The 11,794-nt window shown below is 44.6% G+C and carries 9 protein-coding genes; 5 read left to right on the plus strand and 4 right to left on the minus strand.

The window, feature by feature from the left end:
• The first annotated feature begins 104 nt into the window (after positions 1–104).
• Positions 105–995, plus strand: a complete 891-nt coding sequence (locus ACFS5N_RS01150; protein WP_377181351.1) for a TonB family protein — start codon at positions 105–107, stop codon at positions 993–995.
• Position 996: 1 nt separating this feature from the next.
• On the opposite strand, the gene ACFS5N_RS01155 is transcribed toward ACFS5N_RS01150, so the two are convergent.
• The gene (locus tag ACFS5N_RS01155) at positions 997–1,731 is read right to left on the minus strand and encodes a DNA-formamidopyrimidine glycosylase family protein (RefSeq protein WP_377181353.1); all 735 of its coding nucleotides are present in this window, start codon (positions 1,729–1,731) and stop codon (positions 997–999) included.
• 98 nt (positions 1,732–1,829) lie between these two features.
• On the opposite strand from ACFS5N_RS01155, the gene ACFS5N_RS01160 reads away from it, so the two are divergent.
• A complete protein-coding gene (locus ACFS5N_RS01160; protein WP_377181355.1) occupies positions 1,830–2,789 on the plus strand; it encodes a TonB family protein in 960 nt (319 codons plus the stop codon).
• A gap of 85 nt (positions 2,790–2,874) precedes the next feature.
• Positions 2,875–3,861 carry an energy transducer TonB gene (locus ACFS5N_RS01165; protein ID WP_377181357.1) on the plus strand — a complete coding sequence of 329 codons (987 nt, stop codon included), beginning with the start codon at positions 2,875–2,877 and terminating at the stop codon, positions 3,859–3,861.
• A 19-nt stretch (positions 3,862–3,880) separates the two neighbouring features.
• On the opposite strand, the gene ACFS5N_RS01170 is transcribed toward ACFS5N_RS01165, so the two are convergent.
• Positions 3,881–4,507, minus strand: coding sequence for a 4'-phosphopantetheinyl transferase family protein (locus tag ACFS5N_RS01170; RefSeq protein WP_377181359.1), 627 nt, complete (start codon positions 4,505–4,507; stop codon positions 3,881–3,883).
• A gap of 138 nt (positions 4,508–4,645) precedes the next feature.
• Between ACFS5N_RS01170 and ACFS5N_RS01175 the strand changes: the two genes are divergently transcribed.
• Positions 4,646–8,581, plus strand: coding sequence for a Pls/PosA family non-ribosomal peptide synthetase (locus ACFS5N_RS01175; protein WP_377181361.1), 3,936 nt, complete (start codon positions 4,646–4,648; stop codon positions 8,579–8,581).
• A gap of 210 nt (positions 8,582–8,791) precedes the next feature.
• Here the strand turns inward: ACFS5N_RS01175 and ACFS5N_RS01180 are convergent, their stop codons facing one another.
• Entirely contained in the window at positions 8,792–9,631 is an 840-nt protein-coding gene (locus ACFS5N_RS01180) for a transglutaminase-like domain-containing protein (RefSeq protein ID WP_377181363.1), read from the minus strand.
• Positions 9,632–9,637: 6 nt separating this feature from the next.
• Positions 9,638–10,360, minus strand: coding sequence for a peptidase (locus ACFS5N_RS01185; RefSeq protein ID WP_377181365.1), 723 nt, complete (start codon positions 10,358–10,360; stop codon positions 9,638–9,640).
• Positions 10,361–10,517: 157 nt separating this feature from the next.
• On the opposite strand from ACFS5N_RS01185, the gene ACFS5N_RS01190 reads away from it, so the two are divergent.
• Positions 10,518–11,777, plus strand: a complete 1,260-nt coding sequence (locus tag ACFS5N_RS01190; RefSeq protein ID WP_377181367.1) for a BamA/TamA family outer membrane protein — start codon at positions 10,518–10,520, stop codon at positions 11,775–11,777.
• Positions 11,778–11,794 lie beyond the last annotated feature (17 nt).

Below are 11,794 nucleotides of genomic sequence, written 5' to 3' on the forward strand. Positions count from 1 at the left end.
TGTCTGCTTTTTAACAACGTGTTTGCCCAAAACACTACACCACTACACTGCGAAAAAATGATGGCCGGGAAGTTTTTTCTTTAGATAGCGCCGATTTTATCAGTGTGATTTCAGAGCCGGATCAAGACTCGCGCTTATATAACGTTCAAGAGTTTTATAAAGATAAAACGCCAAAACTTATCGGCAAAAGTAAAACCAATAAAGAAATAACTTATGAGGGACTGGTGAAAACCTTTTACCCATCAGGAAAAAAGCATGAGTTAATAGATTATCTTGACGGGATTAAAATTGGCGATAGTTATGAGTATTATCCTAATGGTAAAATATATACACATACAAAGTATATTGCTGATAAAAATAACTATAACCAGTTGCTTTTAGATTGTCGTGACAGTACAGGTAATGTATTAGCCGCGGACGGTGAAGGTAAATGGAGGATTTATTCCGGAAATTTTGCCTTTGTTTTTGAAGAAGGGCCAGTAAAAGGCGGTGCAAAGGAAGGTGAATGGAAAGGCAATAACGGCGATAAGTCACATAACATAACTTTCACGGAGCAATATAGCAATGGAGAGTTAAAATCAGGTAGTTCTGTTTATGCCGACGATAATCAAACATACACGTATAATACGCGATATGTTGATGCGGAATTTCCTGGCGGACTAAAAGCCTTAGATAGATATGTTTCTGATAACGGGAGATACCCTTCAGCCGAGCGGGTAAGCCATTCTGCAGGAAATGTAATGTTGGAATTTTCTGTTTCAACAGATGGTACAATTACTGACTGTAAAGTTACTGAAAGCCCCAATCTGGCATTTTCTGAAGAAGCCAAGAGGTTATTTAAAGCCTCACCCAAATGGAAACCGGCTACAGCTTTTGGCAGGCCCTTAACGCAAATAAGAAAGACACCCGTAACATTCGGCTTTTCAGCCCGTAATGACTACTACATAACCATTGGCGAAATTGATAAGGGGAATTTTGTGTTTCATACCTATTAACCTAATCAAACAATTCCTGGCATCGCTCACAAAAATACGAATGCCGCTTGGTCTTGCCGGTATCAGCTTTATGAAAGGGTATTAAATTACGCGGGCAAATATCTTTTTGGTAAGCCTCCAGGTGTTTAGTAAGCTGATTGATTTTGCGCCATTTTAAAAAGTCACGGGTAAAGTTAACTACCTGTTTTATTAACTCATTTAAATTATCGTCGGGTATTTGGCCAATAATGCTTTCGGGGTGCAGCCGTGCTCTGAACAGCGCTTCGTTTTTAATAATATTGCCAGAGCCCGCAAATATCTTTTGATCAAGAAGCGCATCGCAAATCATGGCTTTAGGCTTTGATTTTAGTCGGCTTAGCGCCTTGGCGCTGTCCCAGCGGTCGCTCATAATATCGGCCGACCAATCATATAGCTCGTCAAGCGGCTGCTCAATCAACTTAACCGCCGTAATCGAAAAATTTACATAGCCATTGGTAAATTCCAGGTGTAATGCCGCGTTCTTTTTTACAGGTTCATTAATGCGGTATGAACCGAAAAGCCCCATATGCAAACGCACCGAAAACTTAGAGAAGATCAGCAAGGTGTGCTTTCCCCAGGTTTTGATACCCTTTAAAGTTTTTCCAATTAATAGCGTAGCATCAAAATCTTTGGCGTAACCATCAGCATTAAGCACGCGCTTGCCAATAAATGGTTTCAGTTTTTCTTTAAGTATTATGATAGAAGGACCTTCAGGCATTCGCTAACTTATTTGTCGGTATTGGTGCAAAGAGTTTGCCAATTCATGGCTATTATTATTACATTCGTGTATTATAAACCTTAACAAACCATAAGTTAATGAAATCCGCCGTCCTTACAGCAGCGCTGTTCTGCCTACTTTTTAGTACTGCTATAGCGCAAAAATATTATACTACAACGCTTCGCAAAACCAATGGCCAGGAAGTATTTACGTTAGATAGCGCCGATTTTATCAGCGTGATCTCTGAGCCAGACTCAGGCTCTAACCTGTATAATGTCAAAGAGTTTTACAAAGACAAAACGCCGAAACTTATCGGTAAAAGCAAAAATTATAAAGAGATCGAATACGAGGGTTTAGTACAAACCTTTTACCCGTCTGGCAAAAAACACGAAATGTTTAACTATGTTGACGGTGAAAAAGTTGGCGACAGTTATGAATATTATCCTAACGGTAAAATATATGTTCACAAAAAATATACAAGCGATAAAAAAGGCAGTGGCGAACTACTTTTAGACTGTCGCGATAGTACAGGCGCTGTTTTAGCATCAGGCGGCGAAGGCAAATGGCGGGTATATGGCAACAATTTTTCTTATGTATTTGAAGAAGGCACTGTTAAAAATGGTTTACGCGACGGCGAATGGAAGGGCAGTAATAATGATAAGACGCATAACATAGCCTTTGTTGAGCAGTATGCGGAAGGGGCGCTAAAATCAGGCAAAGCTACTTATGCCGACGACGGTAAAACCTACGACTACACGGTACGCTATATTGATGCACAATATCCGGGAGGCCTGCCGGCTTTTAGCAGGTATCTGGAAAATAAAGTAGTGTATCCGCCAATGCTGCGCTCAAATCGTACCCAGGGCAGGGTAATAGTTCAATTTTCAGTATTGCCTGATGGTAGCCTGGACGAGGAGAAAATTGTTCAAAGCCCTGACGTATTGTTCTCTAACGAAGCAATAAAAGTGGTTAAATCATCGCCGAAATGGACGCCGGCCTATGCTTTTGGAAAGCCAACAAAGGCTACTTACACCGTTCCGGTAAATTTTTCAATGTAACATGCTTTTAATCATTTACTGTTGATTATTTGCTTATGTAATAAAATGCTAATTCCGTTTATCTTAGTAGTATACAAACATTATAATGAAACCTATAACCTTTATTGCCATACTGGCGTGTTTAACAATCAGTAACATTGCCACGGCCCAGTTGGGGCACTTCTCCAGCAAAACCACATTTTTTAAAAATAACGGTCATGAGGTGAATCAGTTAGACAGCGCCGATTTTATCCGCGTTGTGTCTGCGCCCGACTCAGGCTCAAAGCTTTACAATGTTAATGAGTACTATCCTGATAAATCCAAACGCACAATAGCTAAAAGCTGGAACCCCGATAATATGCAATTTGAGGGTCAGGCAACGTGGTTTTTTCCAGACGGGAAAAAGAAAGAAATGTGTAATTATCACGAAGCCAGAAAGAAAGGCGACGACTACCTGTATTACCCTAACGGTAAAATTTACCTGCACAAAAAGTACTTAAGCGACGACGAGAAAATAGCCGGTAACGATGTGCTGTTTCTGGACTACCGCGACAGTACCGGAACAGGCACCAACCTGGCTACCGATGGCAACGGTATTGTAAAAGTGTACGACGATAAGTTTACTTACGTTTTTGAAGAAGGACAGGTGAAGAACGGACTGCGCGATGGCGACTGGAAGGGCGAGAACGGCGATAAGGATACGCACATGTCATTTAGTGAAACGTATGATAACGGTACGCTAAAAACCGGTAAAGCATTTTACAGTAAAGAAAACAAAACCTATACCTATACCGTACGCGAAGCGATGCCCCAATTTTTTGGTGGGATAGCAGCTTTTAGCGCCTATCTGGGGCAAAATATTAAATATCCCGGCGTATCCAGGTTTAATAAAACACAGGGTAGGGTGATAGTGGCCTTTGTTGTAGAAAGAGACGGTAAACTGTCTGATTTTAAGGTGCTTCGGTACCCGGATATGCTGATGGCAAAAGAGGCAGTCCGTGTATTAAGTGAGTCGCCTAACTGGGTGCCGGGCTACCAGTTTGGTAAAGCGGTTAGGGTAAGTTACACGGTGCCAATCAATTTCACGCTTTAATTAATAAAAAGGCCGAAGTTTAAACTTCGGCCTTTTTGATGTAAATATCCTGCCTCAGGGTAGAAGCTATGTGACCCGCAAAACCCGGCCCCACCTCCAATGGCGATAAATAATAATGCTCACCCTTATAAATCACCTCATCGCTTGATACATTAATAGCTAGCAATGGCGTATAAACACCGGTGCCCACAGCTTTGAGTACGGCTTCTTTACGTGTCCAGTATTTAAAAAACTCGGTTTGTTGGTTTTGGGCTGCGCGGATGTTTTGTTGTTCAGTATTGGTGAAGTAGTCATCATAATTAATATCGATAGGTTTAATCACCTCAATATCTACGCCTATCTTGCCTTCCATGGTTCCGCAGCATATAACACAATTGCCTGAGTGCGATATGTTGAAGTCAAACCCGGCATCAAAATAAGGCCTTTGATACGGGCCGTACCCCAGGTCATCCAGCTTTAAATCAAGTTTAAAATGATCTATCAGTTTCAGCAATAATAAGTTGCCTGTTATAGACAGATGTACATCAAGCTGTTGCCGTTTGGCTGCGATTTTATGTTGCAGAAACTGCGGCAATAAACTAAGTTTATGACCCAGGTCATTGTTTGCCCGGTTTTCAGCGATTTGCATGTAGAAGCCAGCTATCATTTGTAATATTGTTGTTTCATTGCTAACAGACTAAACCAAATGCGCATTTTTTTATCAGAAACCCAAACAATGCCTGCTGTGTGCGTTGTTAGGTATTCACCAATATAACTGAACCCCTAAAGTAACTATATATTTTATATGAATTCACTGAGTATTGTACTCGGAGCTAACCGACCGGACCTGATTCGCGAAGAAACACTAGCCAACCTATTTGCTGATACCGCTACTAAATACGCACACAAAACCGCCGTTATTTTCCATGATCAGTCACTTACATATGCCGAGCTTGATCGCTGGAGCAATGCGGTGGCCGAATACTTAAATAAAAAGGGTATAACGCGCGGAAGCAAAGTCGGCGTTTGGTGGCAGCGTGGCTTAGAGCTGCATGTAGCTATTCTGGGTATTGTAAAAAGCGGGGCAACCTACGTACCTGTCGACCGCGAAATACCGGCCGAACGTGTCGAGATCATCCTGGAAGAGGTTGGCGCAGATGGTGTATTCAGTCTGCAAAAATTAAACTCGCCCTGCCCCAGGCTTTTAGTGCCTGACATGCCGGCGGCGGACAAACATATCGAATTGTCACGGGGGCCGCAACCTGACGATATAGCTTATGTACTTTATACCTCGGGCAGTACCGGCAAACCTAAGGGCATCCCTATCAGCCAGAAACAGATTTGCCATTTGGTACGGTCAGAACAGTCAGTATTCAATATCCGCGAAAGCGACAAAGTTTATCAGGGTTTTTCGGTGTCTTTTGATATGTGGTGCGAAGAAACCTGGATCAGTTATTTTGTGGGCGCCACAATCTGGGTGTCAGACAATACCACCTCAAAAGCTATTGACGAACTGGGCGACATAATTCGCGAACAACAAATCACCATTCTGCACGCCGTGCCGAGCCTGCTGGCGGTTATGGACGACAGTAATAATTCCCTGCGCCTGGTGAATGCTGGTGGCGAGGCTTGCACCCCGCAGGTACTGGCCAAATGGGCCCGGCCCGGAATTGAATTTTATAACAGTTATGGCCCTACTGAAACTACTGTAACTGCTACGATAGGCAAGCTCAATAAGGGCGATAAGATTGTCATCGGCGACCCGCTGCCTAACTATAACCTTGCCGTAGTTGACGAAAACCTGAACCTGGTACCTGTAGGAGAAGAGGGCGAACTGGTGATTACCGGTCCCGGCGTGGCCAATGGGTATGTGAAATTGCCGCAGCTCACAGCCCAGAAATTTGTACCAAAACCGGCAACGCTCAATGTTTTACCGGGCGATGTGGTTTACCGCACCGGCGACGCTGCCATGATCAATGAAAATGGCATGGTCGACCTGCGGGGCCGCTTTGACGACCAGATAAAACTGCGTGGTTTCCGCATTGAGCTGGGTGAGATAGAGGTGCGCCTCAATGCCATTACCGGCGTTGCCTCGGCTGTAGTTGCGGTTAAAAAAGACGGTAACGGGCAAGATCAATTGGTGGGCTATGTGGTGATGGATGGGATTAATGACATTGAGGAGAATTTGTTTCGCCTGGAGCTTGCCAAAACCTTACCATCATACATGGTGCCGGGCACCATAGTCAAGCTCGACGAAATGCCACGTATGCCCAGCGGAAAGATTAACCGTAAAGCTTTGCCTGTTCCTGAATCTTTAGCTTCTGTAGATATCGCCCAAAGCGCTATTGATTTGAATGCGCCGGCATCTGAGCGCATTTTAGCCGTTTTACGCAACGTATTTCCCGGTCGGGAGATTACCCCGCAAATGGATTTTTTTGACGACTTGGGCGGCCATTCGCTGCTAGCCGCGGGTTTTGTATCGCAGCTGCGCAGGGACGCTAATCTGCCGGGAGCATCGCTCAAAGATATTTACATGAACAGGCCACTAAGCAAGCTCATTACTGCCTGGGAGCAACAGCCCGATATAAAAGCCAAGCCTAAAAAGTCTTATAACAAAACGCCCTGGTATAGGTATATTGCTTGCTGGGCGGCGCAAACGGTGGCCTTACTGCTTATTTATGGCTTGTTTGCCTTCCAGATATTTATCCCTTACCTGGGCTATTATTATGTAGATCAGGAGACCAGTAATGTGGCCTATTCTATCATCACATCGCTGGTGCTGTTCTCGTTTATCCCTCCTGTGTTTACGCTGCTGTCTATCGGCACCAAATGGGTAGTTATAGGCAAAATGAAAGAAGGCGACTACCCGCTTTGGGGTTCATACTATTTCCGCTGGTGGTTTGTTAAGGCTATGCAGCGCCTGCTGCCCGCGCAGTTTTTAAACGGTACGCCGCTCTACCCAATTTACCTGCGCTGGCTGGGTATGAAAATAGCGCCCGACGCTCAAATGAGCGATTTCAGGTTCGGCGCTGAAGATTTAATCACCATTGGCTCTGACGCCAGCCTAAGCTCGCAAACCAATCTTAATAACGCCATAGTAGAAAATGGTCTGCTCAAGCTGCGTCGCATTCATATTGGCAACCACGCCTATATTGGCAGCAGTGCTTTTATTTCAGGCGATACGCGTATTGAAGCCTGGGGCGAACTGCAGGATCTGAGCCTGCTGCCTGAAGGTAAAATTATTAAGGAGGCCGAGGTTTGGCAGGGCAGCCCTGCGCAGTTGAAGGAGACCAAACAAATTGCCGATCTGCCGCATCCTGAGCCGATATCTGCATTTACGCGCCGCAAATACAAACTCATCTTTATTTTCTGTATGATGATCTTTCCGTTCATCATCCTGGCGCCGCTGTTGCCAACCATCATCACCATAAACCGTATGGACAACAATGCGCCCGACTATAACTTTAACTACATGGTGCATGTGCCCGAGCTGGCCATACTTTATATTGTGTTGTTTATGGCCGAAACTATTTTGCTGACGCGCTTATTGCAGCGCGGCATAAAGCCTGGCAAATATTCTGTTTACAGTATGTTTTATGTGCGCAAATGGTTCTCAGATCAGTTGATGTCATTGAGCTTAATTGTAATGCACCCAATTTATGCTACTGTCTATGTGGCAGGCTATTTCAGGCTGCTGGGCGCTAAAGTGGGTAAAAATACAGAGGTATCTACCGCAAGCAGCGTAACGCATCCGCTGCTGGAGATTGGCGACGGCGCTTTTGTGGCAGATGCCGTAACTTTGGGCGAAGCCGATATACGCGCGCAGCAGCTCATTTTGAGCATGACAACCATAGGCAATAATAGTTTCGTAGGTAACAGTGCACTTATACCGCAAGGATATAAGCTGGACAGCAATATGCTGATTGGCGTATTATCAACCCCGCCCGACGAAAAACAACAAGCCGAAAGCACGGCCCGCGACTGGTTCGGTTCGCCGGCCATCCCGCTGCCGCGCAGGCAGGAGAGTACGCCTTTTGGCGAGGAATTGACCATTCGCCCCAATATCCGTCGTAAAATAACCCGGGCTGTTGTAGAATTTATCCGTATTATTTTGCCTGAGAGCGTGGTTATTTGCTGCTCCATATTTTTCATAGCTTACGCACACGATTTACTGGTTGACGACCCACTGTGGAAGATCATTGTACTGTTTCCATTCTATTATTTGTTTTTTATGGGGATACCGGCCTTTTTAGTTCCGCTGGTACTAAAATGGGTATTTGTGGGCCGTTATAAAGCACAGCAAAAACCCATGTGGAGTTGGGCCGTGTGGAAAAGCGAAGCTATTACTTCGACCTATGAAGCCTTGGCTATTCCGTTTCTACTGGATCAGTTGCAGGGCACCCCCTGGCTGCCAAATGCTTTGCGGTTAATGGGTGTGAAAATGGGCACCCGCGTGTGGATGAATACTACCGATATTACTGAATTTGATATGGTGACCATCCAGGATGATGCTGCCCTGAATCAGGATTGTGGCCCGCAAACGCATTTGTTTGAGGACAGGGTGATGAAGATTGGTCCGGTAAAAATAGGCGCGCGCAGCAGTATTGGCTCGGGTACTATCATTTTGTATGATAGTGAGCTGGGCGATGATACGCGTGTAGAATCTTTATCTTTGGTGATGAAGGGTGAGCGCCTGTCGCCGGGAACCGACTGGATCGGCAGTCCGGTGAAACCGGCTTAAGGATTTGCAGATAGGGGGATCCCCAAGATTGAATTTGTCATCCTGAGCGATAGCGAAGGATCTTATTCACCTATAAAGTTTGCGAACTATCGCACGTTTACCTATCAATTAGATAAAATTCTTCACTACGTTCAGAATGACAGGAGCTTTTTTAAATCTGCGCTGTTGTGGTGACAACATTAACAACGGTGGGCGACGTTATCGATGAGACTACAAATACACTATGCCTGTAATGCTATCGCTATAAATAATTGGTTCAAAGCCCTCATCAGCTAATTCGCAGGCTGTGGCGATTGCGGTAAGGCTGGTATCTCCAAAGATGTTGGCAATTGCAGCTTCTGCCGCGTCGAGCCCTGTAGCTATTTTAACCATGCCATTTAACGGCACCAGCTTGGTGGCGTCAAAAAGTATCCATTCGCCGTGTAAATAGGCTTCAAAACAAGCATGAAAGTCCGGCGGATTCAGCTGATAGGCGTAGCCGGTAAAATATCTTGCCGGTATGTTTAAGGCCCGGCATAGGGCAATACCTACATGCGCAAAATCGCGGCAAACGCCCTGCTGCTCGGTAACAGTATCAAAAGCCGATGTTTCTGTACTGGATGACCCGCTTAAATATTTTACGTTTTGGTGTATCCAGTCTGTTAGTGCGGTAACTTGTTTAAAAGGGGTTTTAATATCGCCAAACAGGTTATGCGCAAAGTTATGCAGTTTATCGCACTGGCAGTACCGGCTGGGGTTAAGATAGGGCAATACAGCCGGGTCAAGCTCTGCAAGGCTGAGTTCTTTATCGTCTGAATAATCTACCGTCCTGGCGAAATTATCAACCAGGGCCTCATAGTGTATTTTGTAGGTACCGGGCTCTTTAATGTCCAGGCGCCAAAGCCGGTTTTCGCCGGTAGTAACAATATCTGTGGGGCCGGTATTGGGAATAATGCTAAATTGTTCACTTAACACCGTTTGATGTGAAGTATTTAAGGCGTGTATACTTAAAATCAAAGTACTTGCCGACCTGACTTCATATTCCATATCGGTAGATACTTTGAATTTCATAAGGTATTATTTAGTTAGTTTATCAAATGCTGTGTTTACCCAGTCTTCAGATACGTTTTCTAAGGCCGATTTCAGTTGCTCGGCCCATTGAATTGATACGCTCTCCAGGTCCTTTTTCTCATACCGTTGTTGAACAATGTTGAAACTGTCTTTTTTATAAATCGCTACATCAATCGGGAAGTCAACATTGTTTGAACTTACCCTGGTTGAATCAAACGATAAAAAGCCAACCTTAAGTGCCAGTTTAAGGCTTGAGTCTTCAGTAAGCGTACGGTTCAATATGGGTTTGCCATGTCCTGAGTTGCCAATAATTACAAATGGCGCGCCCTGACCCAGCTCAACCCAATTACCTTCAGGATAGAGCAAAAACAGTTTATGTTCCTCATCATCTTTTAGCTGTCCACCTATGATGGTATGCAAATCAAAGGCGAAACCGGCTTTCTCCAGGGCGACCTTATCTTCGTCAACAGCACGTTTTACCTGTTGGCCAAATGCATTAACCACCTTATATAGCTTATTATATTCGGTGGTGTCTAACAACTCCTGGAAATAAGTTATCGCTTTATCCCGGATTGAGCGCAGACCGCTGGTCATGATAAAAAGCGAAAAACCGTCTTTTTGTTCTACAGTAATCTTCTTTTTTACGGTAGTGTCGGTGCCTGAAGTAATGCGTGTATCAGCAATGGCCAGTAAGCCCTCTTTAACCTTTATCCCGAGGCAATAAGTCATATCAGATTCTTAGTAATTTCTGCCGGCAAAATAAAGAAATAATTGAGCTATTGTGCTAAATTGTTGTAGTATTTGTTTGGCATAGTGCCACTAAAAAAATTAACTTAGCCCCCATACGCATCACCAGATATTTACCAAACATGTGGTGTATATATAAATGAGACTACGTTTTAGCCTTTGCGCCTTATTTTTTGTGTTAGCTGGTAATCAAATTTTTGCGCAGCAAAATCGTGAGATTCCTATTGCCAAGATACATGCAGATACGTCAACCAAAAAGCCGAAAGTTGATACCACTATTCTTTCAAAAAAGGGGAAGCCGCAAACAGACCTTTATGAAGTTTTAAGCCGTTTGTTGAACAAAAATGCAAAGCCGGCGGCCGACTCGGTGACTTCAAAACCGGTAATATCGGTAGTGCCTGCCGTGGGGTACACACTCGTATCAAGACTAGCTATAGTACTGTCGGGTAACGTGGCTTTTCGTACCGGGCCTCAATCAAGAGTATCTACCATTGTAGCCAGCACGTCGTATACACAAAATAAGCAGTTTAGCATCCCCATGCAAACCAGTATATGGAGCAGAAACAACAATTGGAACTTTATCGGCGATTACCGCTTTTATAAATACCCGCAAAGCACCTACGGGCTGGGTAGCGATTCAAGGATACAGGACGACGACCCGATGGACTATAAATTCATCCGCTTTTATGAAAATGCCTACCGCCGTATCGGGGGTAACTTTTATGCCGGTATTGGTTATATGCTCGATACGCATTATGATATTACTGACAAAGGCAATATCGATGGGACAGTGTCTGATTATGAGCGGTACGGCAAATCGGCTCATTCCATAGCGTCGGGCTTTAACATAAGTACACTGTTTGATTCGCGAAACAACGGGCTGAATGCTTCAAAGGGCGCTTTTGTTTCGCTAACCTATCGCTCGGCGTTAACCGCTTTGGGCAGCACCGAGCGCTGGAACTCGCTGATGGTTGACGCCCGCAAATATTTCAGGTTTCCGGCAAATTCTGAAAACGTTATCGCCTTATGGAACTTTGACTGGGTGATTTTGAATGGCTCGCCGGCTTACCTCGACCTGCCTAGCCTATCCTGGGATTCAAACTCGGCCACAGGCCGCGGTTATATACAGGGGCGTTTTCGTGGTGCGCAAATGTTTTATGGCGAAGCCGAATATCGCTTTAGGGTAACCGGCAACGGTTTAATTGGCGGGGTGGTGTTTGCCAACGCCTCCACCTTCTCGGCTCAACAAGGTTCAAAATTACAACGCATACAGCCTGGTTTTGGCCCGGGATTGCGGGTTAAGCTTAACAAAGTTTCAAATACCAATATTGCTATCGATTATGGTTTCGGGATGCAAGGCTCTCGCGGATTGTTCATTGACGTGGGCGAAGCATTTTAATGTGTGATTAACTTGTG

This window comes from Mucilaginibacter ximonensis (genome assembly GCF_042686265.1).
GTDB lineage: Bacteria > Bacteroidota > Bacteroidia > Sphingobacteriales > Sphingobacteriaceae > Mucilaginibacter > Mucilaginibacter ximonensis.

Bases quoted from the DNA above. Each gene is read 5' to 3' on its own strand.
- ACFS5N_RS01155 (WP_377181353.1), bottom strand. From the start codon at position 1,731: ATGCCTGAAGGTCCTTCTATCATAATACTTAAAGAAAAACTGAAACCA.
- ACFS5N_RS01160 (WP_377181355.1), top strand. From the start codon at position 1,830: ATGAAATCCGCCGTCCTTACAGCAGCGCTGTTCTGCCTACTTTTTAGT.
- ACFS5N_RS01165 (WP_377181357.1), top strand. From the start codon at position 2,875: ATGAAACCTATAACCTTTATTGCCATACTGGCGTGTTTAACAATCAGT.
- ACFS5N_RS01170 (WP_377181359.1), bottom strand. From the start codon at position 4,507: ATGATAGCTGGCTTCTACATGCAAATCGCTGAAAACCGGGCAAACAAT.
- ACFS5N_RS01175 (WP_377181361.1), top strand. From the start codon at position 4,646: ATGAATTCACTGAGTATTGTACTCGGAGCTAACCGACCGGACCTGATT.
- ACFS5N_RS01180 (WP_377181363.1), bottom strand. From the start codon at position 9,631: ATGAAATTCAAAGTATCTACCGATATGGAATATGAAGTCAGGTCGGCA.
- ACFS5N_RS01185 (WP_377181365.1), bottom strand. From the start codon at position 10,360: ATGACTTATTGCCTCGGGATAAAGGTTAAAGAGGGCTTACTGGCCATT.
- ACFS5N_RS01190 (WP_377181367.1), top strand. From the start codon at position 10,518: ATGAGACTACGTTTTAGCCTTTGCGCCTTATTTTTTGTGTTAGCTGGT.